Annotated in this window: 20 protein-coding genes; 13 read left to right on the forward strand and 7 right to left on the reverse strand. The window is 73.7% G+C overall.

Annotation, left to right across the window (positions count from 1 at the left end; all coding sequences use genetic code 11):
* Positions 1 to 47: 47 nt before the first annotated feature.
* A complete protein-coding gene (locus AC07AW_RS15565) occupies positions 48 to 779 on the forward strand; it encodes a hypothetical protein (RefSeq protein ID WP_478815949.1) in 732 nt (243 codons plus the stop codon).
* Here AC07AW_RS15565 and AC07AW_RS15570 read toward each other — a convergent pair.
* Both AC07AW_RS15570 and AC07AW_RS15575 read right to left on the reverse strand, forming a co-directional pair.
* Complete coding sequence (locus AC07AW_RS15570; RefSeq protein ID WP_478815950.1) at positions 760 to 2,112, reverse strand: SWIM zinc finger family protein; 1,353 nt, start codon at positions 2,110 to 2,112, stop codon at positions 760 to 762. The two genes, AC07AW_RS15565 and AC07AW_RS15570, sit on opposite strands and share 20 nt — an antisense overlap.
* Positions 2,109 to 5,114, reverse strand: coding sequence for a DEAD/DEAH box helicase (locus AC07AW_RS15575; protein WP_478815951.1), 3,006 nt, complete (start codon positions 5,112 to 5,114; stop codon positions 2,109 to 2,111). The genes AC07AW_RS15570 and AC07AW_RS15575 overlap by 4 nt, the downstream gene beginning before the upstream one ends.
* A gap of 261 nt (positions 5,115 to 5,375) precedes the next feature.
* Here AC07AW_RS15575 and AC07AW_RS15580 point away from each other — a divergent pair, with 261 nt between their 5' ends.
* Together AC07AW_RS15580 and AC07AW_RS15585 are read left to right on the forward strand one after the other, a co-directional pair.
* Positions 5,376 to 6,464, forward strand: coding sequence for a fatty acid desaturase family protein (locus tag AC07AW_RS15580; protein WP_478815952.1), 1,089 nt, complete (start codon positions 5,376 to 5,378; stop codon positions 6,462 to 6,464).
* An 83-nt stretch (positions 6,465 to 6,547) separates the two neighbouring features.
* The gene (locus tag AC07AW_RS15585) at positions 6,548 to 7,093 is read left to right on the forward strand and encodes an MOSC domain-containing protein (RefSeq protein ID WP_478815953.1); all 546 of its coding nucleotides are present in this window, start codon (positions 6,548 to 6,550) and stop codon (positions 7,091 to 7,093) included.
* Between the two features lie 116 nt (positions 7,094 to 7,209).
* Here the strand turns inward: AC07AW_RS15585 and AC07AW_RS15590 are convergent, their stop codons facing one another.
* The 4 genes from AC07AW_RS15590 to AC07AW_RS15605 all read right to left on the reverse strand — a co-directional run bounded on the left by AC07AW_RS15590 (position 7,210) and on the right by AC07AW_RS15605 (position 10,752).
* On the reverse strand, positions 7,210 to 8,586 hold the full coding sequence (locus tag AC07AW_RS15590; protein WP_478815954.1) for a tannase/feruloyl esterase family alpha/beta hydrolase: 1,377 nt from the start codon (positions 8,584 to 8,586) through the stop codon (positions 7,210 to 7,212).
* 142 nt (positions 8,587 to 8,728) lie between these two features.
* Complete coding sequence (locus AC07AW_RS15595; RefSeq protein WP_478815955.1) at positions 8,729 to 9,592, reverse strand: hypothetical protein; 864 nt, start codon at positions 9,590 to 9,592, stop codon at positions 8,729 to 8,731.
* Between the two features lie 99 nt (positions 9,593 to 9,691).
* Positions 9,692 to 10,027 carry a hypothetical protein gene (locus AC07AW_RS15600; protein WP_478815956.1) on the reverse strand — a complete coding sequence of 112 codons (336 nt, stop codon included), beginning with the start codon at positions 10,025 to 10,027 and terminating at the stop codon, positions 9,692 to 9,694.
* Between the two features lie 119 nt (positions 10,028 to 10,146).
* Positions 10,147 to 10,752, reverse strand: coding sequence for a class I SAM-dependent methyltransferase (locus AC07AW_RS15605; protein WP_478815957.1), 606 nt, complete (start codon positions 10,750 to 10,752; stop codon positions 10,147 to 10,149).
* A 161-nt stretch (positions 10,753 to 10,913) separates the two neighbouring features.
* On the opposite strand from AC07AW_RS15605, the gene AC07AW_RS15610 reads away from it, so the two are divergent.
* The 5 genes from AC07AW_RS15610 to AC07AW_RS15630 all read left to right on the forward strand — a co-directional run bounded on the left by AC07AW_RS15610 (position 10,914) and on the right by AC07AW_RS15630 (position 16,503).
* Entirely contained in the window at positions 10,914 to 11,747 is an 834-nt protein-coding gene (locus AC07AW_RS15610; RefSeq protein ID WP_478815958.1) for an MHYT domain-containing protein, read from the forward strand.
* A gap of 69 nt (positions 11,748 to 11,816) precedes the next feature.
* Positions 11,817 to 15,044 (forward strand): sensor histidine kinase, encoded by a 3,228-nt coding sequence (locus tag AC07AW_RS15615; RefSeq protein WP_478815959.1) that lies wholly within the window; start codon positions 11,817 to 11,819, stop codon positions 15,042 to 15,044.
* Positions 15,041 to 15,475 carry a roadblock/LC7 domain-containing protein gene (locus AC07AW_RS15620; RefSeq protein ID WP_478815960.1) on the forward strand — a complete coding sequence of 145 codons (435 nt, stop codon included), beginning with the start codon at positions 15,041 to 15,043 and terminating at the stop codon, positions 15,473 to 15,475. The genes AC07AW_RS15615 and AC07AW_RS15620 overlap by 4 nt, the downstream gene beginning before the upstream one ends.
* A 13-nt stretch (positions 15,476 to 15,488) precedes the next feature.
* On the forward strand, positions 15,489 to 15,905 hold the full coding sequence (locus AC07AW_RS15625) for a DUF742 domain-containing protein (protein WP_478815961.1): 417 nt from the start codon (positions 15,489 to 15,491) through the stop codon (positions 15,903 to 15,905).
* The gene (locus AC07AW_RS15630; RefSeq protein ID WP_478815962.1) at positions 15,886 to 16,503 is read left to right on the forward strand and encodes a GTP-binding protein; all 618 of its coding nucleotides are present in this window, start codon (positions 15,886 to 15,888) and stop codon (positions 16,501 to 16,503) included. The genes AC07AW_RS15625 and AC07AW_RS15630 overlap by 20 nt, the downstream gene beginning before the upstream one ends.
* Positions 16,504 to 16,532: 29 nt before the next feature.
* Here AC07AW_RS15630 and AC07AW_RS15635 read toward each other — a convergent pair whose 3' ends face one another.
* The gene (locus tag AC07AW_RS15635; RefSeq protein WP_478815963.1) at positions 16,533 to 16,958 is read right to left on the reverse strand and encodes a PPOX class F420-dependent oxidoreductase; all 426 of its coding nucleotides are present in this window, start codon (positions 16,956 to 16,958) and stop codon (positions 16,533 to 16,535) included.
* A 165-nt stretch (positions 16,959 to 17,123) separates the two neighbouring features.
* On the opposite strand from AC07AW_RS15635, the gene AC07AW_RS15640 reads away from it, so the two are divergent.
* The 5 genes from AC07AW_RS15640 (at position 17,124) to AC07AW_RS15660 (ending at position 21,940) form a co-directional block, all read left to right on the forward strand.
* A complete protein-coding gene (locus AC07AW_RS15640; protein ID WP_478815964.1) occupies positions 17,124 to 17,537 on the forward strand; it encodes a roadblock/LC7 domain-containing protein in 414 nt (137 codons plus the stop codon).
* A 137-nt stretch (positions 17,538 to 17,674) separates the two neighbouring features.
* On the forward strand, positions 17,675 to 18,856 hold the full coding sequence (locus AC07AW_RS15645) for a DUF6397 family protein (protein WP_478815965.1): 1,182 nt from the start codon (positions 17,675 to 17,677) through the stop codon (positions 18,854 to 18,856).
* A gap of 49 nt (positions 18,857 to 18,905) precedes the next feature.
* Entirely contained in the window at positions 18,906 to 20,453 is a 1,548-nt protein-coding gene (locus tag AC07AW_RS15650) for an ATP-dependent DNA ligase (protein WP_478815966.1), read from the forward strand.
* A gap of 51 nt (positions 20,454 to 20,504) precedes the next feature.
* Positions 20,505 to 20,948 (forward strand): hypothetical protein, encoded by a 444-nt coding sequence (locus AC07AW_RS15655; RefSeq protein WP_478815967.1) that lies wholly within the window; start codon positions 20,505 to 20,507, stop codon positions 20,946 to 20,948.
* Between the two features lie 206 nt (positions 20,949 to 21,154).
* Positions 21,155 to 21,940, forward strand: a complete 786-nt coding sequence (locus tag AC07AW_RS15660; RefSeq protein WP_478815968.1) for a polysaccharide deacetylase family protein — start codon at positions 21,155 to 21,157, stop codon at positions 21,938 to 21,940.
* Positions 21,941 to 22,113: the final 173 nt, after the last annotated feature.

The following is a 22,113-nucleotide window of genomic DNA, read 5'->3' on the forward strand; positions in this document are numbered from 1 at the left end:
GGTCGGCCGATCCCCGCGTCACCGGCCCTCGCGCCGTGGAGCGGTTCGTGACCGGTGCCGAGGGCGGGTGGACGACGCGGTTCGCGCGGCTCGGCTCACCCCGGCCGGGACCTGCGGCGCGGCACGCCCGCCGGTTCGGTGTGCCGCTCGTCCCGCTGCTCACGGCCGCCCTGATGGCCGGCGCCTTCCTGACCGCCCGTGGCGGTGCGGAGGGTGGCGGCCTCGCCGACGGCCGACCGGGAGGTGGCCCCGTCGGCGTGCCGTCCCCCGTCGTCACCGGCGGTACGGGATCGCCCGCCGCCCCGACCACCGCAGGGGCAAGGGGCGACACGCCGACCCGTACCGCGCCCGCGGACGGCACACCAGTGGTCCCGTCCCGGTCCGGCAGCACGGCCCCCGTGCCCGCGGATCGCCCGACAGGCGAACGGCTCCCCGAGCGGCCCGTCTCCTTCGAGGCACTGAGCGTCGGCGACTGCTTCGACATCGACCGCGACGCGCCGGGCACCGCCCTCCGCCGTGGCTGCGACACGCCGCACCACGCAGAACTCGTCTCCCGGCCCCGCCTGGTCGGCGATTTCGCCACCGACCGAGCCGTACGCGAAGCGGCCACCGCGCTCTGCCGCGAACCGCTCCGCCGCAAGGCCGCCCGGCAGCCGCTCGGCACGCGCTGGACGACCTTCGTCCAGTACCCGTACCTGACGAGTCACCTCCTCGGCGCGGACACCGTCGCCTGCAGCCTGGCCGCCACGAGCGGCAGGCTCAGCCACCGGCTCCAGTAGCGCCGGCGGCGAACGCCGTCGCCAGGGCCGCCGCAGGGTCACGGTCCGGCGGGCCGGCCGGGGACCAGCGGGTCCCTGCCTTCAGGTACGGCCACCAGCGCCCGTCCTCGCCGAGCCGCAGCTGCGCCTCCGCGCCCACGACCGTCCACCGCGCGCCGCCCGCGCGTCGCAGCACCGGCCGCTCGTCGTCCGCCCAGGCCCCGGCGAGCCGGACCCCGGCCCGGTCGAGCGCCTCCGCGTCCGGCGTCCACTCCTCCTCCAGTACGGCGAGGGCGGCGGCGCCCCCGAACCGCCACGCGCGCGTGGCCAGGTCCAGCTCCGTCCGCGACCTGCCCGAACCGGAGGCGAGGCGCGCCGCGATCCAGGGAACGGGAGCGGCCGCCGCGAGCCGGACCGCGTCCTGAGCGACCGTCAGGCGGGCGCCGACCGGCGCGGTTGCCCCTCCGTCGGCCGACAACTCCCCGAGCAGCCGCTGCGCGCGCGTCGCCGCGTCCTGCGCGAGGAACTCGAGCGCGGCCGGGTCGACCCCCGGCTCCGGCGGGGTGTCCGTGTCCAGGGACGGCGACCGCCCCGGCGCGGCCGGCGCGACCGGAGGGGCGGGCAGCGGCGGCACGAGGAACGCCGCCGCGAACACCTCCTCGGCCGACACGCCGGGCAGCCCGCCGACCCCCTCGAACCCGCCTCCCGTCTCCTCCCCGCCCCGCGCGGACGGCACGGCGGCACGGGCCGCGCTGCGCTCCTGCAACTGCTCCAGGAGCGTGCGCTCGCCGCGCCCCCGCATCAGGAGGAGGACGAAGGGATCCTCGTCGAGGAGGCGGGCGACCTGGTAGCAGAGCGCCGCCGTGTGCGGGCAGTGGTCCCAGGCCTCGCAGCCGCACTCCGGCTCCAGGTCCCCGATGCCCGGCAGCAGGTCGAGCCCGGCCGCCGCCGCGTCCTCCACCAGATGCGGCGGCATCTCACGGTCCAGGAGCGCGGCGATGTGACCCGCGCTGTCCACGGCGAGGTCGAGAAGCCGCTCCCACTCCTCCTCCGAGAACTCCCGCACCAGCACGTCACCGCGGTACGCCGAGCCGTCGCGGTCCTTCACCAGGGCTGTGATCCGACCGGGTCGCACCGAGACGGCGCCCACCGCCCCCGCGCGCGCGTCACGGCGTCCCGCCTTGAGCTGCTTCCCGTCGAGCGCGGAGTCCTCCAGGGCCTTCAGCCACGCCTGTCCCCACCAGGTGCGGGTGAACCCGCCGCCGCCCACCGGCGGCAGCACCTCGAAGGTCCGTTCCTCGTCCCCGCGGCCGGGGCCATGACCGTGACCGTGCCCCTCCTCGTATGCGCTCATCGTCCGTCCCCTCGCAGTCGCACCAGCTCCGCCAGTTCGGCATCGGTCAGTTCGGTCAGTTCCGGTGGGGCGTCCCCACCGGTCCCGAGGACGGTGTCCGCCAGTTCGCGCTTGCGGTCGAGCATCGTGGCGATCCGGTCCTCGATCGTGCCCTCGGCGATCAGCCGGTGGACCTGCACCGGCCTGTCCTGCCCGATCCGGTACGCACGGTCGGTGGCCTGTGCCTCCACGGCCGGGTTCCACCACCGGTCGTAGTGCACGACGTGTTCGGCGCGGGTCAGGTTGAGCCCCGTCCCTGCGGCCTTCAGGGAGAGCAGGAAGACCGGGACCTCCCCGCTCTGGAAGCGGGAGACCATCGCCTCGCGCTCGGCGACCGGCGTGCCGCCGTGCAGGAACTGCGTCCGCACGCCCCGCGCCGCGAGGTGCGTCTCCAGGAGCCGGGCCATCCCCACGTACTGGGTGAAGACCAGGGTGCACGCGCCCTCGGCGAGGATCGTGTCGAGGAGTTCGTCGAGCAGCTCCAGCTTGCCCGAACGGCCCTCGATCCTCGGCCGCTCCTCCTTGAGGTACTGGGCGGGGTGGTTGCAGATCTGCTTGAGGGCCGTCAGGAGCTTCACCACCAGGCCCCGGCGCTCCATGCCGTCGGCCTCGGCGATCGCCGCGAGCGTCTCCCGTACCACCGCCTCGTACAGACCGGTCTGCTCGGGCGTCAGGGAGACGGTCCGGTCGGTCTCGGTCTTCGGCGGCAGCTCGGGGGCGATGCCGGGGTCGGACTTGCGCCGCCGCAGCAGGAAGGGGCGTACGAGCGCACCGAGCCGCTCGGCCGCGGCCGGGTCCTGCCCGCCCTCGACGGCGGCGGCGAACCGGGTCCGGAAGGCGCCCAGGCCGCCGAGCAGCCCCGGCGTGGTCCAGTCGAGGATCGCCCACAGCTCGGAGAGGTTGTTCTCCACCGGCGTGCCGGACAGCGCCACGCGCGCGCGTGCGCCGATGGTCCGCAGCTGACGGGCCGTCGCCGAGTACGGGTTCTTGACGTGCTGTGCCTCGTCCGCGACGACGAGCCCCCAGTTCCGGGCGGCCAGCCGCTCGGCGTCCAGGCGCATCGTGCCGTACGTGGTGAGCACGAAGCCGCCGTCGGCGAGCTCCTCCAGGTCACGGGCCGCGCCGTGGAAGCGGCGCACCGGTGTGCCCGGCGCGAACTTCTCGATCTCCCGCTGCCAGTTGCCCATGAGCGAGGTCGGGCAGACGACGAGGGTGGGACCGGCGGACGCCGGATCGGTCTGCCGGTGCAGATGCAGAGCGATGACGGTGATCGTCTTGCCGAGGCCCATGTCGTCGGCCAGACAGCCACCGAGGCCGAGCGAGGTCATCCGGTCGAGCCAGTCGAGTCCGCGCAGCTGGTAGTCGCGCAGGGTCGCGGCGAGCGCCGGGGGCTGCGAGATCTCCCGGCGGTCGCCCTCGGGTTCGGCGAGCCGCTCCCGCAGTCGCTCCAGCCAGCCGGTGGCGGCCACCTCGACGGGGCGGCCGTCGACCTCGGTCGTTCCGGTGAGGACGGCCGAGAGGGCGTCCACGGGTGTGACCTTGCGGTCCTGGTGGGCGCGGGCCCGCCGCACCTCCGCCGGATCGACGAGGACCCAGCGGTCGCGCAACCGTACGAGCGGCCGGCCGGTCTCGGCGAGCCGGTCGAGCTCGGCCCGGGTGAGCTCGTGGTCGCCGACGGCGAAGCGCCAGTTGAAGGCGAGCAGGGAGTCCGCGGCGAGGAACGAGGGAAGCGCGGAGGCGCGGGCGGATCCGGCGGAGTCCGCGGATTCCCAGCCGTCGCCGGCGAGTCCGACGCTGTCATGCAGGCCGGAGCTCGCGGCACCGGATCCGGTGTCCTCCGGGCCGATCACCGCGCGGGCGGTCAGTCGGTCGGCGAGCTCCCGCGGCCAGTGCACGTGGACGCCCGAGGCCGCGAGGGCCTCGGCGGCCGGGCCCAGGAGCTCCCCGACCTCCTCGTCGTCGAGTTCGACGGTGTCGGGCACGGCCGCCGACAGGAGCGGGGACAGCGGGGGCCAGGCGCGGGCGGCGCGCCGGAGAGCCAGGAGCGCGTCCATCCGGGCACGGGGGCCGAAAGCGGCCCCGGCCCGGCCGGAGCCCGCCCACACCTCCGCCGCGTCCGCGACCAGGGTCGGGTCGGCGACCCCGTGCAGCTGGAGCACTGCCCGGAAGGCGGGCGCTTCCCGCGCTTCCGCGGTGAAGCCGGGCAGTTCGAGCCGGAGCGAGAGCCGGACGCCCGCGTCGTGCACCGCCGCCACGTCGGCGGCCCAGGCCCGCTGTTCGGGAACGAGCTGGGGTTCGTCGGCCGCGAAGGCGGGTCCGCCGGCGGCGAGCGGGGCCGCCGGGGTGCGGGGCAGCGTGTCGGCCACCGCGTCGGCGAAGGCCCGGAGCAGCGCCTCGGGTTCGGGCAGCAGCAGCGGCTCCTCGTCGGAGAGGGGCGCGGCGTCCGACTCGGATGCGCGCAGCGACAGGGGTACGGCGTGCGCCGCGGGTGGCATCGAGGCGGCGAGGGCGCGGAGTTCGGCCAGTTTCGCGGGGCCGAGCGGCCCGGCGCGCCAGGCGTCGTGGTCGCCGGGCGTGAGGCCGGGCAGCAGCAGACCGCGCGCGACGAGGTCCAGGGAGAGAAGGGACGCGGCACCCCAGAAGGCGGCCGCGGGGGAGGCGGTGTCCGAGAACCGTGCACGGGCGAGTAACGGCAGGGCGTCCCGTACGGACAAGGTGCGGGCGGCGACGGTCACCGCCTGGAGCGGGTCGCCCTCGACGACCGTGATCGCCGTGTCGTCCGTGCGAGCGTCGACGGCGTCCGGCAGGGGTTCGCCGGCCGGTGACCAGAAGGCGATGCGTCCGGCGCGGGGCGGATCGGCGGGGAGGAAGACGGCGGCGTGACGGAGGAGTTCGTGTGCGGGGGAGGGGTTCTGGGGGTCGGGTTCGCGGGCCGGTTCATGGGATCCGTGCGAGAGCGACAACGCATTCCTCAAATTTGACTACCTGGAGACCGAGTCGCCGAGGATACCCCACGAGGTCGCCGGACGTGCGCCCCCTCCAGGTGATCCGCGCCACACGCGCCGGACTCTCGCGGAGGGGGTGGGGCTCGCCCCACCCCGACCCCCCGGTGCGCCCCCGACAGGGGACGGGTGGTGACGCCATGGCCCCGGACGATCACGGATCCGTACGTTTCTGGACAGGCGCCCACCGACCCCACCGACCGACAGAAACCGGAGCCCGCCATGTCCCAGGCCACCGTCCTGCCCCCGGCCGCCGCACCCGTCGCGGCGCCCGCCCGCGCCCGGGGCGGCAGCGAGTTCAGCCCGCTCCTGCGGACGGTGAGGGAACAGGGCCTTCTCGAACACCGCCCCGGCTGGTACGCCCGCGGCATCGTCGTCAACCTCCTCGGCATCGCCGCCGTGGTGGCCGGACTCGCCCTGATCGGGCCCTCGTGGTGGGCGCTGCCGCTCGCCGTCCCCCTCGCCCTGTTCTCCGCCCGCGCCGCCTTCGTCGGTCACGACGCCGGCCACGCCCAGATCACCGCGAACCGCAGGACGAGTCGGATCCTCCAGCTCGTCCACGCCAACCTCCTCCTCGGCATGAGCCGGGAGTGGTGGAACGACAAGCACAACCGCCACCACGCCAACCCCAACCACCTCGACAAGGACCCGGATGTCGCCGCCGACATCCTCGTCTTCGCCGACCACCAGACGGCGGGCCGCACGGGCCTGCGAGGGTTCCTCACCCGCCACCAGGCCTGGCTGTTCTTCCCGCTGACCACCCTGGAGGGCATCGCGCTCAAGGTGTACGGGATCCAGGCCCTGCTCGCGAAGGACGGCCCGTGCCGCACCCGGCGCGAGCGACTGGTCGAAGGCGCCCTGCTCCTCGCCCACTTCGCCGGATACGCGACGCTGCTCCTGGCGTTCCTGACGCCCGCCCAGGCCTTCGTCCTCGCCCTCCTCCACCAGATGCTCCTGGGCGTGCACCTCGGCATGGCCTTCGCCCCGAACCACAAGGGAATGGACCGGCCGGACGAGCACGAGGACGGCGACAGCTGGGGCCATCTGCGCCGCCAGGTGCTCACCTCGCGCAACATCCGGGGCGGCGCCCTGACCGACTGGTTCCTCGGCGGGCTCAACTACCAGGTCGAGCACCACCTGTTCCCGAGCATGCCGCGACCGAACCTCCGCCTGGCGCAGCCCGCCGTGCGGGCCCACTGCGCCGCGCTGGGCGTCCCGTACACGGAGACCGGCTTCGTGGACTCGTACCGCCAGGCCCTCGGCCATCTGCACGAGGTGGGCGCGCCGCTGCGCTCCGAGGCCGCCGAGTAGGGTCGTACACCGAGGTGCGATGTGATCATCGGTCCGGGCGGGCGCGTCGCCACCCGGAGCGGCAGAGAAGGGGAGCTCTCAGGATGAGCAGCGGCACCGTCACCACGGTCAGCAGCAACGGCTCGTACTCGTTCACCAAGCCCAACAGGGAGGGCATCGCCCTCCTCGCCGGACTCGGCGTGGAGGGCGACGTCCACGCGGGCGTGACGGTGAAGCACCGGTCCCGCGTCGCGCAGGACCCCACCCAGCCCAACCTGCGACAGGTCCACCTCATCCACGCCGAGCTCTTCGAGGAGGTCGCCGGCGCCGGCTTCGAGGTCGCCCCCGGCGACCTCGGCGAGAACGTCACGACCCGGGGGATCGACCTCCTCGCCCTGCCCACGGGCACGCTCCTGCACCTCGGTGCGGAGGCCGTCGTCGAGGTCACCGGGCTGCGCAACCCCTGCGCGCAGATCGACAACTTCCGGCACGGTCTGCTGAAGCAGGTCCTCGGCCGCGACGAGAACGGCGAGATCGTGCGCAAGGCGGGCATCATGGGCGTCGTGCTCACCGGCGGAGAGGTGCGGCCCGGCGACCCGATCCGGGTGGAACTGCCGGCCGAGCCGCACCGCCCGTTGGAGCGGGTCTGAGCGCCCTCAGGAATCCGCTCAACCCTCCAGGGCGCCCTCAGGAGCCCGCTCAGCTCTCCACTGAGCGCCGTCAGGATCCCCGCTCAGCCTTCCACTGAGCGCCTTCAGGATCCCGCTCAGCCCTCCAGGGCGCAGGAGTTGACCACGTCACCGCTCGTGGGCCGCGCGATCGTACGGTCCGCGGGCGGCGCCGTACCCTCCTCGACCCAGCGCGTCAGGGCGTCGAACGCGGAGCGGTAGCACGGCAGGATCGGTCGCAGCCGGTCCGGATACGTGTCGTAGAGGCCGTCCGTGTGCGTCCCGTCCTGGACCGTGTAGTAGCGGTGGAGTCCGCCTCGGCCCCGCCCGTCGATCATCCGCGCGTACACATCGGAGTCCGTGGCGATCGGCAGCAGGGTGTCGAGATCGCCGTGGAGCGTGATGAGCGGCTTGCCGATCCGTCCGGTGAGCGCGACCTTCGCGACCGCGCGGTGGACGGACGCCGGCCGCGAGGCGTAGTCGTAGGAGGCGTCCGAGACGCAGGGCGCGAAGATCTGCTCCACGGTCCCGCCGGCCGTGGAGCCGGGGCAGGCCGGGTCGTACGAGGGGTCGAACTCGGCCCGGAAGAGCTTCTGCGTCAGACCCCAGTAGGCCTTCTCGTGGTACGGCCACAGGAAGCGCGAGCCGGGCGCGAAGCCCGCCGCGATCAGGTCCTCGTCGGTGGCGAGCCCCTGGGTCCTGGCCACCGTCACCGGCAGGCTGGTCAGGAGGTTCGGGCCGCGTGTCGTCCACAGCACGCCCTCCCAGTCGACCCCGCCGTCGTACAGCTCGGGCCGGTTCTCCAGCTGCCAGCGCGTGAGGTAGCCGGCGTTGGAGATGCCGGTCATGTACGTGTGCTCCGGCGCGTGGCCGTAGCGCTGCCGTACGACCTTCTTGGCGGCCCGCGTCAGCTCGGTCACCCGGTGGTTCCACTCGGCGACCGCGTCGCCCGGCTCCTTCCCGTCGGTGAAGAAGTCCGGGCCGGTGTTGCCCTTGTCGGTGGCGGCGTAGGCGAAGCCCCGGGCGAGCACCTGGTCGGAGATCAGTGCGTCCGTGGAGTACTGGCGGCGGGAGCCGGGGGCACCGGTGACGACGAGCCCGCCGTTCCAGTGGTCCGGCAGCCGGATGACGAACTGCGCGTCATGGGCCCAGCCGTGGGTGGCGTTGAGACGGGAGTCGTCGGGGAAGTAGCCGTCGATCTGGACGCCCGGCACCCCCGAGGGGTTGCGGGTCGCCTTCGAGGCCAGACCGGCCTGGTCGGCCAGGTCGGTGTACGGGGTGCCGGCGAGCCCGGTGGTCGTCAGGTCGTCCAGACAGGCGGACTGCTGACGCTCGGCGCCGGGGACCTGGACCCGGTCCTGACGCGCGCAGTGCGGGGTGGCCGGCGTATCGGCCCCGGCGGGGCTCGCGGGGCCGAGGACGGTGACCCCGGTGAGGAGCGCGGCGAACAGGGAGACGCCTGGGAACAGGCGCATGGTGTGCCTCCGATGGGACGACGGAAAAGAGGGTGCGGCGCCACATCGTGCGGCGCACCACTACCGCCGGACCATGGTTCGGAACCACACCGCGGGCCGAGGTCCTATAGGGCGCGGAGACGGGTGGTACGGGCAGAGGCCCTCAGGAGGCGCGTACGGCCATCGCGTCGAGCGCTTCGAGGAGCGCGGGCAGCCTGGGCCCCCGCGTCACGGGCAGCACCTCGCGCGGGGCCTCGTCGAGGAGGACGAACGCCATGTCGTCCGCCTTGGCCACGAGCGACCAGCCGGGACCGTCGACACGGAGTATCCCGGCGGACGAGCGGACCCTGCCGACCGGCGGGGGCTCCTCCAGATAGCCGCGCAACTCGTCCAGGGCCTTCCTGACGCCGGTGTTCGGGCCGGGGGAGGCGTCGTCGGAGGCGGAGCCACCGGGGGCCGGGGCCTGGGCACGCGCGGGCGGGCCGGCGGCTCCCGTGGTCTCCGGGACACGAGCGGCCGCGGGTTCCCCGCCCTCGTCGCCCACCCGGGCCCGCCAGGCCTCCCACTGGGCCGCCACCTCGTCGGCGCCCAGCCGGCGCTGCGCCGGGCCCCACTCCTCGCCGGAGGGCGGGACGAGAGGCGCGGGGTCGCCCTCCTCCGGTTCCGGGTCGTGCGGGGCCGGGACGCCGGGGGCGACGGTCCTCACGGGGAGAGGCCAGCCCGGCAGCCCGGCCACCACCGAGTGCTCGTCGGGGGAGAGGTCGTACGCCATGCCGCAGTCCCAGGAGGAGATGGCCACCGCGACGAGCGAGACGTCGTCGACGACGACCGTCCAGCGGGCACCGTGCCCGTCCTGCCCGAACACGAGCCCGTACCCCTCGGCGTACGGCTGCAGGCCCAGCGCGGCGCAGGCCGCCGGGTAGTCGTCACCGAGCACGCTCGGGAAGCGCGCGGGCGTCAGCAGTGCCGCGGTCAGCACAAGGAGCGCGTCGGCGTCCGCCTCGGCGATCGGGTCCGTCCCAGCCACGGCTTCCTCCCCATCTGGTCGTCGGCGCACCTTAACCAGTGGGTAACCCGCGCGTCGAGGGTCTCCACCAGGGAACCTCGACGCGCCCGCGCGGGTCCGTCACGCCTCACCGGACCGCCGGGTCGCCTGCTCGTCCCGCAGGCCGAGCAGCGAGCGGGCGACGGTGCGAGGGGACTGGTTCCGTTCCCTGGCGAGGGTGAGCAGCGCCCGGCACGCCAGTTCGTTGACGCCGAAGGAGAGCATGCCGGGGGAGACCCGGCTCGCCGCCTCCTCCGCCCGGGCGGGATCGTCCTCGGCACAGGCCGCCACGTACTCGGCGGCGGCCTCGAAGAGGTTGTGCCCCTGCCGGGGGCGCGGTGGAGCCGGCGTGGCGGCTTCGGGCGCCTTCCGGCCGGAGGGGAGGAGTCTGCGCAGTGTTTCCGGAACTCGTGCCACGGCCCGCCGCCTTTCCCGGGCACGACTGCCCGGCATTTCTACGGTAGACAGTGAAGTGCCGGTAAAGAAGGGTGCGTTGGCATCCGTCGGCGCTTCCGCATCCGGCCCCGGAGGCCGCTTCAGTCCTCGCGGACGGCGAGGGCCAGATAGCGGGTGTCCTCGTCGACGTAGCTGACGAGTCGCCAGCCGGCCTCGGCGAGCACGGGGCGCAGCCGGGGCTCGGCGCGCAGGTCGTCGGGCGTGATCTGCCGGCCGTGACGGGCCGCGAGGGCGGCTCGCCCGATCGGGTGGAACAGCGCCAGTCTGCCCCCGGGCCGTACGACCCGGGCGAGCTCGCTCAGACCGGCGACGGGTTCCGCGAGATGCGAGATCAGCCCCGCCCCGAAGACGGCGTCGAGCGCTCCGTCCCGTACCGGCAGCCGGCCGACGTCGGCGAGCAGGAGCGTCCCGCCGTCCTCCCCGCCGCGTCCGGCGTCGACGGCCCGTTCGAGCATCTCAGGGGTGAGATCGGCCCCGAGCACCGTGCCGGAGGGACCGACGGCGGCCCGGAGCGGCGGGAGCGCGCGGCCGGTCCCGCAGCCGGCGTCGAGCACGGCGTCGCCGGGCCGGAGGCCGAGTTCGCCCACGGCCGCGGCGTACGCGGGGCCGTCGTCGGGGAACCGGCTGTCCCAGTCGGCGGCGCGGGCGCCGAAGAACTCTCGTACGTGTGTGGGGTCATCGCTCATGTGCTCATGATCGCGCATCGTTCCGCACACGGAGGGGTGAACGTTCTGTGTGCACGTTCGAGCTCGGCCTGATCGTTCGGGACCATCTCTCTGTCATATTCCAGCAGCTTTCGAAATGCGCCCCCGGTGCGCCCCCCGGTGCGCACTAGCGTCCCTGAGCCATGGGACACCTGGACCACGCCACCTTCGGCTGGCTGACACCCGCGCTGTCGTACGCGATGGCCTGCATCGGCGCCGCCCTCGGGCTGCGCTGCACCGTACGAGCGCTCGACGCGACCGGCAGGTCGCGGCGCAACTGGCTGCTCACCGCCGCCTCCGCGATCGGCACCGGCATCTGGACGATGCACTTCGTGGCGATGCTCGGATTCGGCGTGACGGGCACCGACATCCGCTACGACGTTCCGCTCACCATCCTCAGCCTCGTCATCGCGATGGCCGTCGTCGGTGTCGGAGTCTTCGCCGTCGGCTACGGACGCGATCGGGTCCGTTCGCTCCTGATCGGCGGGCTGACCACCGGCGTCGGTGTGGCGAGCATGCACTACATGGGCATGGCCGCCCTCCGGCTCCACGGCCAGGTGCGGTACGACCCGCTGCTCGTCGGCCTCTCGGTGCTGATCGCCGTCGTCGCCGCCACGGCCGCGCTCTGGGCGGCGCTCCACATCCACGCGCCCGTGGCCGTGGCCGTCGCCTCGCTCGTGATGGGCGCGGCCGTCAGCAGCATGCACTACACCGGCATGTTCGCGGTGCGGGTCGAGGTCGTCCCCTCCGGAGCCACCCTCCCGGGAGCCACGGTCATGCAGTTCATCTTCCCGCTCGCCGTCGGCCTCGGCTCGTACCTCTTCATCACCTCCGCCTTCGTCGCGCTCTCGCCGACGGCCCGGGAACGCGCCGCGTACGCCTCCGCGGGACGCCTCACCGAACCGGACGAACGCGCGGTCGACGTCGCACCGCCCGGCTTCCGCCCCGCGGAAGCGGCCCGTACGCCCACGACCTGACCCGCATGACCTGATCCCCGACGTATGCCACACCGCACCAGAGACAGACGCAGCCGGAACGAGGAGGCCATGCGAACTCCCCGCAAGAACAAGGGCGCCGAGGCGGCGACGCCGCCACCGGCGGCCGCGCGCGGGCGGCGCGCACACGCAGGCCCGCCCGCCGACGAGCCGGGGGAGCGGACCCCCGAGGCCTCCCCGACAACGCCGGGCCGTGAGGGCACCTCCGCGCCGGGCGCCGCCGCGCACCCCGCCGGGCACGCTGCCGCGCACCCCGCCGGGCACGCTGCCGCGCACCCCGCCGGGCACGGTGCCACGCACGCCGCCGGGCACGCCGCTGGGCATCCCGATGGGCCTTTCGTCGCCGGAGGCCCCGACGCCGCGGCACCGGCCTCGGAGCGTCCTCAGGCGTCCGGCGGTCCCCAGGCCTCCGGACGGCCCCAGCCCTTCGGACGGCCCCAGGCCTCCTCCGTCGGGCCCCGCGCGTCCGACGCGTCACGCGTCCGTCCCTCGTTCCAGGGGCTGCGCCCGCGCACGGTCCGCGCCAAGATCGTCTCGCTCCTGATGGTCCCGGTCGTCTCGCTCCTCGCCCTCTGGGGCTTCGCCACCGTCACCACCGCGCAGGACGTGGCCCGCCTCCGCCAGCTCCAGCGCGTCGACGCCGAGATCCGCGAGCCCGTGACGGCCGCCCTCGCCTCCCTCCAGGCCGAACGGCGCGCCGCCGTACGGCAGGTCGCGGCGCCCGGAGCCACCCGGGCCGCCGAGCTCAAGGACCGGATCCGCCGCACCGACGAGGCCGTCGACCGGCTCCGCCTGGACGGCACCCACACCGTCGGCGACACCGGAGACCTGCCGGGCGACGTCGCCGAGCGGGTGAGCGTCTTCGTCGGCAAGGTCGAGGGACTCGCCCGGCTCCGCACCGCCGCGGCCGACGGGCGCGCCGACTGGGACCAGGTCTACGAGGCGTACACGGACACCATCTCGGCCGCCTTCGCGGTCGGCGGCGGCCTCACCGGCATCCAGGACGCCGAGCAGGGGTCCGACGCGCGCGTGCTCCTCGAATTCGGCCGGGCCGGCGAGATGCTGTCCCGCGAGGACGCCCTCCTCACCTCCGCCCACCTCACCGGCCGACTCACCGCGGACCGGCTCCGCGCGTTCTCCGGGGCCGTCGAGACCCGGCGCACCCTCACCGCCACGGCCACCGCCGACCTGCCCGCCGCCGAACGCGCTGCGTGGGCCCGGCTCTCCACCGGCGGCGACCACGCCCGGCTCACCCGGGCCGAGGACCGGGTCGGCGCCGCGAGCCCGGGCCGCCCCGCCGCCCAGGCCGTCACCTCCGCCGAGTGGGACGACACCTCCGCCGCCGTACGCAGCGGACTCACCGCGATCGAGACCGACGCGCGCGGAGCGGCCGCCGACGGGGCCGACCCCTTCGCCGGCGGTGCCCTCACCGCGGGCGGCGCGGCGGTCGTCCTCGGCCTCGCTGCCGTCGCCGCCTCGCTCGTCATCTCCGTACGGATCGGCCGCGGCCTCGTCGTCGAGCTCGTCAGCCTCCGCAACACCGCCCTCGGCATCGCACGCCGCAAACTCCCCGCCGCCATGCGCCGGCTCCGCGCCGGCGAGGAGATCGACGTCCAGGCCGAGGCCCCGCCCGGTCCCGTCTCCCAGGACGAGATCGGCCAGGTCGGCGAGGCCCTCACCACCGTCCACCGCGCGGCGCTCTCCGCAGCCGTCGAACGCGCCGAACTCGCCAGCGGCATCTCCGGGGTCTTCGTCAACCTCGCCCGCCGCAGCCAGGTCCTCGTCCACCGCCAGCTCAACCTCCTGGACAGCATGGAACGGCGCGCCGACGACCCCAACGAACTCGGCGACCTCTTCCGCCTCGACCACCTCACCACCCGCATGCGGCGCCACGCGGAGAGCCTGATCATCCTCTCCGGAGCCGCCCCCGGCCGCGCCTGGCGCATGCCCGTCCTCCTCACCAACGTCGTCCGCGCGGCCGTCTCCGAAATCGAGGACTACGCGCGCGTGGAGGTACGCCGGCTCCCCGAGACGGCCGTCGTCGGCGGAGCCGTCGCCGACCTCACCCACCTCCTGGCCGAACTCATCGAGAACGCCGCCCAGTTCTCCCCGCCCCACACCAAGGTGCGGGTCAGCGGCGAACCCGTCGGCAACGGCTACGCCCTGGAGATCGAGGACCGGGGGCTCGGCATGGGCAAGGACACCCTCGCCGAGGCGAACGCCCGCATCGCCCAGTCCGAGGCCCTCGACCTCTTCGACAGCGACCGGCTCGGCCTCTTCGTGGTCAGCCGCCTCTCCTCCCGCCACGACATCAAGGTCCACCTGCGGACCTCCCCCTACGGCGGCACGACCGCCGTCGTACTGCTCCCGACCGACCTCCTCCAGGGCGCACTGCCCCCCGGCCGAGGCGCGTCGGCGAGCGCATCCGACACCCCGCCGGCCGGAACCCCGCGCGCGGGGAACCCCCATACCCACGCGTCGGGCGGACCGGCCGCCGACGGCAGGACCGGCGAGGCCCCGCACACCGACCCCGCACGCGCCGCGCGGGAACGTGAAGAGGCGCACCGCGCCGAGGCCCGCCGCTTCGGCCGGCCCCAGGCGCCGCAGCCCGCCCCGCAGGGCGGCCCGCCCACGCCGGTGGGTCCCGCGCGGACCGGGGGACCGAGCTCGCCCGTGGTCTCCGGACGCCCGGCCGCACAGCCTTCGGCGGGCGCGCGACCGGGGAGCCTGCCCCCGCAGCCGGACGGCTCCCGCCCGTCGAACCCTCCCCAGTCCCCGACGGCCGGCCGCCCGCAGTCGCCGGCGCGCCCGACAGCCGTGCCCGCGCTCGGGGCGCGCCCGGAGCCCGGCCCCGGCCCCGCTCCGGCCCACGCGGGCGTCACCGAACTGCGCCGCCGCGGCCCCGCCGTACCGCCGCCCGTGCCGCCGACCACGCGCGAGCAGTCACCTGCCGCACTGCCCGGCGAAGGACCCTCCAGACGCGGTGACTCCGAGGGTGAACTGCCCCGTCGGGTACGCCAGGCGAGCCTCGTTCCGCAGCTGCGTGAGGCGCCTGCCCCGACGCCGGTGCCCGTACCGGTCGCACCCGGCACCGACGCACGTACACCGGAACAGGTCCGGGACCGTATGGCGGCGTACCGGGACGGCTGGCAGCGGGGCGGTGGCGCCGCCCCGGGCGCCAGACGACCCCTCGGTACGGGCTTCGCCACCGACACGGGCCGGGAACTCGGCCACGGCACCGCCCCTCTCGACCCTCGCTCCGAAGGAGACGACGCATGATCGACCACGAGCGGATCTCGTTCCACCGGTCCGGCGAACTGGACTGGCTCCTCGACGACCTCGTCATGCGGGTCCGCGAGGTCCGCCACACCGTGGTGCTCTCGAACGACGGACTCGCCGTGGGCGCCTCCAACGGGCTCAGCCGTGAGGACGCCGAGCACCTGGCCGCCATAGCCTCCGGCTTCCACAGCCTCGCCAAGGGCGCCGGACGCCAGTTCCACACCGGCGGAGTCCGCCAGACGATGGTCGAGATGGACGACGGCTTCCTCTTCGTCGCCGCGGCGGGGGACGGCTCCTGCCTCGCCGTCCTCAGCTCCGTGAGCGCCGACATCGGCCTCATCGCCTACGAGATGGCCCGCCTCGTGAAGCGCGTCGGCGAGCACCTCCACACCCCGCCGCGCGTCGCGGCGACCCCGCCGGCCGCCGGCTGACCCGGAGAAGCCCATGAACGACGACAGCACCGGCGACGGCCCGAGCGTGCCGGGCAGTCAGTGGTACGACGCCGACGCGGGACCGCTCGTGCGCCCGTACGCGATGACCGGCGGACGGACCAAACCGGGTCCCAGCAACGTACGGTTCGACCTCATCGCGCTCGTCGTCGTGGACGACGAGCCGCCCGGTCCGGCGGAGGAAGCACTCCTCGGCCCCGAGCACCGGTCCCTGCTCACCCTGTGCCGGGCCGAGACCCAGTCGGTGGCCGAACTCGCCGCCGACGCCGACCTGCCCGTCGGCGTCGTCCGGGTCCTCCTCGGCGACCTCCTCGAATCGGGCTTCGTGCGCGTCAGCCGGCCCGTACCCCCCGCACAGCTCCCCGACGAAAGAATCCTGAGGGAAGTAATCGATGGCCTACGAGCGCTCTGAGAGCACCGGTGCCGAGGACGGCCCGGACACCACCGCCCTCGCCCTGAAGATACTGGTCGCCGGCGGATTCGGCGTGGGCAAGACCACCCTCGTCGGCGCCGTCAGCGAGATCCGGCCCCTGCGCACCGAGGAACAGCTCAGCAGGGCCGGCGAACTGGTCGACGACACCGGGGGCGTCGACCAGAAGACCACCACGACCGTCGCCATGGACTTCGGCCGCATCACGATCCGCTCCGGGCTCTCCCTCTACCTCTTCGGCACGCCCGGCCAGGACCGCTTCTGGTTCCTGTGGGACGAGCTCTCACAGGGCGCCCTGGGAGCCGTCGTCCTCGCCGACACCCGACGCCTGGAGGACTGCTTCCCGGCCGTCGACTACTTCGAGCACCGGAAGATCCCGTTCGTGGTCGCGGTCAACTGCTTCACGGGCGCGCGTACGTACGGCGCGCACGACGTCTCCCGGGCACTCGACCTGGACCGCGGCACGCCCGTCGTCCTGTGCGACGCGCGCGACCGCGATTCGGGAAAGGAGGTGCTGATCCGCCTGGTCGAGTACGCCGGCCGGATGCACACCGCGCGGCTCCTCGACACGGTCGGCTGAAGGGGGCGGTGAGTCGGCGGGGGCGGACCTCAGTCGGCGATGCCGGTCTCGGCGGTCACCTTCTCGATCCTCACCCGGACGAGGAGCTCGCCGGGGACCGCGTTGCGTTTCCCGAACTCCTCCGCCCGTTCCGCCCCCATGTACCGGCCGCCGATCCGGGCGGCCCAGCGGCGCAACTCGGCCGGGTCCTCGATGAGTTCGGCGCGACCGCGGAGCGACACGTAGGCGAAGGGCGGGGTGTCGTCGTCGACGCAGAGGGACACCCGGCCGTCGCGGGCGAGGTTGCGGCCCTTCACCGTGTCCTTGCCCGTGTTGAACACCAAGTCGTCGCCGTCGAGCAGGAACCAGACGGGAGCGACGTGCGGACTGCCGTCGTCGCGCACGGTCGCCAGCTTGCCCGTGCGGGTCCCCTCGGACACGAAATCCCGCCACTCTTCCTCAGTCATTCTCCTCATGACCCCATCCTGCGGCACGCGCGGGCGTGGTGGGGTGCTTGCCCTGTTCACGACAGTGCGTAAGGCTTGCGGCGATACGCGGACGACGACGGTACGAACCACGAGGCCCTGCGGACCAACAAGGTCCGCCCGAGGGGGACGTGCCGGCTAGGGGGAGGACCACTGATGGCATTGGACAAGGGCCTGGATTGGCTCCTGGACGACCTGACGCAGCGGGTCGGATACATACGGCACGCGCTGGTGCTGTCGAACGACGGTCTGGTGACGGGCGCGAGCAGCGGACTCGTCCGCGAGGACGCCGAGCACCTGGCGGCCGTCTCCTCGGGCCTGCACAGCCTCGCGCGGGGCTCGGGCCGGCACTTCCAGGCGGGCAGGGCACGGCAGACGATGGTGGAGTTCGACGACGCGCTGCTCTTCGTGACGGCGGCGGGCGAAGGCAGCTGCCTGTGCGTCCTGAGCGCGGCGGAGGCGGACGTCGGTCAGGTGGCGTACGAGATGACGCTGCTGGTCAACCGAGTCGGCGAACACCTCGGTGTGGCCGCGCGGCAGCCCGGAATCCCGGGCGGCGGCGCGCTCTGACGCGACTGCGGTCGGTTGTCCACAGGGCACTGTCCACAGGTCGTGCGAGTGTCGTCACTCTGCGTTACGTTCTTCTGAGTGGGTCCGAGGGGCCCGCGACCCGAAGAGAACACGGACGCAAGGGGGAGGGCCGCGACATGACGGTGGACGAAGGAGCGCGCACGGTGACGCCGGGGCGGGCCGCACAGGAACTGGAACTGAGGCGCGACGAGTTCCGGCTCGCGGTCCAGCTCGGCCTCGTGCGGACGGTACCGGCCGGCGAGGGGGAACGGCGGCGGGTCGAGCGGTGCGAACTCGACCGCCTCCGGGCGGCCCCGGACTTCCCCGCCGGCCTGCGCGACCGGGTACGCGCTGTCGGTACGGGGGAGGCCGCCGCCCTCCTCGGGATCACCGTCGACCGGTTCACCCGGCTGGCCCGGACGGGGCACGTCAGCCCGGTGCGCTTCTCGCTGAACCGCTATCGGGCCGTGGTGTGGATGTACCTGGCGCAGGAGGTCGTCGAGTTCGGCCTCACGCGCCCCGACCTCCTCACCGGGCGGCTGCCGCTGGAACTCCGTGCGCGTCTTGCCGCGCACGAGGACCGGCGGCCCAGGAACTGGCGTGCGCGGCGGCTCGCCCTGCTGCTCCGCGCCACCGAGGACCCGTGGGTACGGGCCGCCGCGATCGCCTCCCTGCTCGATCCGGTCCAGGTGGCCGAGGTGGTCGACGATCCTTACGAGCGCACCCACCTCGACCGGTTGCGCCCGCCTCCGCCACCCGGGATGCCCGTGTCGCCGGTCGCGCGTGAACTGGCCGAACGGCTGACTCTGGCCGACGACCCGGACGAGATCCTCTGGCACCGCCTGAGCCTGGCCCTGGCCCTGGACGAGGCACGCGCGGAACGACAGGCGCCTCATCCCGGCGAGACGGGAGCGGCCGCGCAGGTACAGGCGGTGCCGACGGCCTGGTCATGGGAGCCGCCGGTGGTCCCTGTTACGGCGGTTCCTGCTTCGGCGGTGCCTGTTCCGGCGGTTCCTGCTCCGGCGGTGCCCGTTCCGGTGGTGCCTGCTCCGGCGCTGCCTGCTTCGGTGGTGCCTGCTCTGGCGGCGGTTCCCGCGGTGGAGGCTCTCGCGGTGCCGGTTTGTGCCGTGCCGGATCTTGCCCTGCCGGATCTCGGCATGCTGGATCTTGCCGGACCCGTTCCGGCAGCTCGGTCCGGGGCGGGCGATCGTCCACCAGGGCGGCCCATGCGCAGCAGGCTGTTCGAGCGTCTCCGGCGGGGGCGGGCGACGGGTGCGGCGCGGCCTCGGCGGCGGAAGCGTCCGGTGGCCTGGCCGTGATGCCGTGCTCCGGCGTGCGGGCGGCGCGGCGGGTGGGGAGGATGGGCCCATGCTGCTGGCGCGTGTCGCGGAAGTGTCCCGGGAGGTCGCCGCCACCTCCGCGCGCTCGCGCAAGATCGCTCTACTGGGGGAGCTGTTCGCCGAGGCAGAGCCCGAGGAGAGCCCGCTCGTCATCGCGTATCTGTCCGGGCGGCTGCCGCAGGGGCGGATCGGGGTCGGGTGGAGCATCCTCAAGGAGGTCATCCCACCGGCTGTTCCGCCCGCCGACGGGCCCGTGCTCACGCTGGGGCAGGTCGACCAGGCGATGGCGGAGCTCGCCGCCGTGTCCGGCGCCGGGGCCCGCGCCGAGAGGACCCGGCTCGTCCATGCGCTGTTGGCGGCCGCCACCCTCGACGAACAGGAACTCCTGCTGCGGTTGCTGGCCGGCGAGGTGCGGCAGGGAGCCCTGGACGCGATGGCCCTGGAAGGCGTGGCCAAGGCGGCCGGGGTGCCGGCGGTCGAACTGCGGCGCGCAGTGATGCTCGAAGGCTCGCTGCCTCCGGTCGCCCAGGCCGTGCTGGCCGACGGAGCGTCCGCCCTTGACCGGTTCACGCTGCGGGTCGGCAGTCCCGTGCAGCCCATGCTCGCGCACACCGCCGCTTCCGTGCCCGAGGCGATCGCCGACCTGGGGGCGTGCGCGGTAGAGGAGAAGCTCGACGGGATCCGGATTCAGGTGCATCGGCGCGGCGAGGACGTCCGGGTGTACACCCGCTCGCTCGACGACATCACCGACCGCCTCCCCGAGGTGGTCGCGACGGCCCGAGCGGTCGACGCCGACGCGTTCATCCTGGACGGCGAGGTGATCGCCCTCGACCCCGCAACTGAGCGCCCCGTTTCGTTCCAGTCGATCGCCTCCAGGGTCGGCTCCCGGGCCGACGTGGCCGGTGCGCGCGCCGCGCTTCCCCTGACGCCGGTCTTCTTCGACGTCCTCGCGGTGGAGGGGGAGAGTCTGATCGACCGACCGGGCGTCGAGCGGCACGCCGTCCTCGCCCGCCTGTTGCCGGAGTCCCAGCGGGTCCGCCGTGCCGTCGTCACCGATGCGGCCGATCCCGGGCAGACCGAGGCCGCCGAGGGGTTCTACGCGGACACCCTGGACCGGGGGCACGAAGGTGTGCTGGTCAAGGCGTTGGAGGCGCCCTATGTGGCGGGGCGTCGGGGGCGCACCTGGCTGAAGGTGAAACCGGTCCACACCGTCGACCTCGTCGTGCTCGCGGTGGAACGGGGCCACGGTCGCAGAACAGGGCTGCTTTCCAACCTCCACCTCGGCGCACGGACCGCCGACGGCGGCTTCGTCATGTTGGGGAAGACCTTCAAAGGCCTCACGGACCTTATGTTGCGCTGGCAGACCGAGCGGCTCGGCGAGCTCGCCGTGTCGGACGACGGCTTCACCGTGCGCGTACGGCCGGAGCTCGTCGTGGAGATCGCGTACGACGGACTCCAGGCCTCGACGCGCTATCCGGCCGGTGTCACGCTCCGGTTCGCCCGGGTCGTACGGCACCGGCCCGACAAGTCGGCCGCGGAGGCCGACACCGTCGAGCGGATCATCGAAGGCCGATGACCACGGTGGGCGGCCCTCGCGGGGCGGCCTCACGCGAGGGATGCTGGAGACGTGGCACGACGAGCGCCCGGCACCAGGAGCGCGTGGCACCACGAGCGGCGGCCGGGCCGCGAGGAGATGAGCGACGTGTACGACTTGCACATCGACACCGACGTCACCGTGCAGCTCAGCGACTGCTGCAAGGAGGACGCCCAGGCGGTGTTCGACGTCCTCGACCGGGTCTACCAGTTGGAGGACATGGAGACGGTGAGCCCGCAGGCCGCAACCGGACCGGTCCCCACCGTCTGGAGCGCCACGTTCGACACCGCCGCGGGACGGCACGAGGAAGTGGGTCCCACCCACCTGACCGCCCTGGTCGGCGCCACGCTCACCGGCGGCTACCACGCCGTCGACGAGGTCGAGAAGGTGCTCGCCACCGGCTTCGACATCCAGTCGCTGCAGTCCGTCTCCGGTGACCAGGAGACCGAGGCCCGACTGTTGCTCGCGTCCCGCTGAGCGGGACGCGCGGACACTCCGGGCGGCGCGGACGGGCGCCGTCCGGGGTTCTCGTGTGCCCGCGAAGAGTTGTGCCCGCGAAGAGTCGACGGACCCCGCTGACATCCCCGCTATACACCGTATGTAGAGTGCCTTCCGGTCAAACGCGCCGCCCTGACCAGCGGCGACGGCCGTACCGAAGACACCACGGGGAAAGCGGGTCCACCATGTTCCGATCCAGGCCTGGCCGCGGCAGGGCAGTGACCACCGCCCTGCTCGCCGCGGCATCGCTGATGCTGACGCTGGGCGGCTGCGGGGTCGACCCGGTCACCCCGCAGGAGGCCCGGGGCGAGCCCGGAACGGACGACAAGGCGGGCGACACGGCCCGCCGCGTCGACTGCGCCCAGGTCAAGTGCATAGCCCTGACCTTCGACGCGGGACCGGGCAAGGACACCCCGCACCTCCTCGACGTCCTCAAGGAGAAGCAGGTTCCGGCGACCTTCTTCCTCCTCGGCAGCAAGCACGTCGACCGCTACCCCGACGTGGTCAGGCGCATCGCCGACGAGGGTCACGAGGTGGCCAACCACACCTGGTCGCACCGGATCCTCACCGACCTCGACGAGTCCGAGGTCCGCGAGGAGCTGTCGAAGACCCAGGACGCCATAGAGAAGATCACCGGGCGCAGGCCCACGCTCATGCGCCCGCCGCAGGGCCGCACCGACGGCACGGTCTCCGACGTCAGCCGTGACCTCGGACTCGCCCAGGTCCTGTGGAGCATCACGGCCAAGGACTACTCCACCACCGACTCGGCCCTCATACGGCAGCGGGTCCTGGAGGCCGCGCACCGTGACGGGATCATCCTGCTCCACGACATCTACGACGGCACCGTGCCGGCCGTGCCGTCGATCATCGACGAGCTCAAGCGGCGGGGCTTCACGTTCGTGACGGTGCCGGAGCTGCTCGCCCCCGGAAAGGCCGAGCCCGGTGAGGTCTACCGCCCCGAGAGGGACTGACGGACCTGCCGAAACCGGGTGAGGTGCCTCACATCGACCACCCGGGATTTCTCGGAACATTCGGGAAAGGTTTACCGTTCATACGTATGTGACTGCGAAGGGGTCTGGTCCCCAAGGTCCCCCCCGAGAGGTGACCGCTCTTCGTCCGTCACGGCGATCGGCCCCGGTTGGAA

It is taken from the genome of Streptomyces sp. NPDC044003 (genome assembly GCF_056435185.1).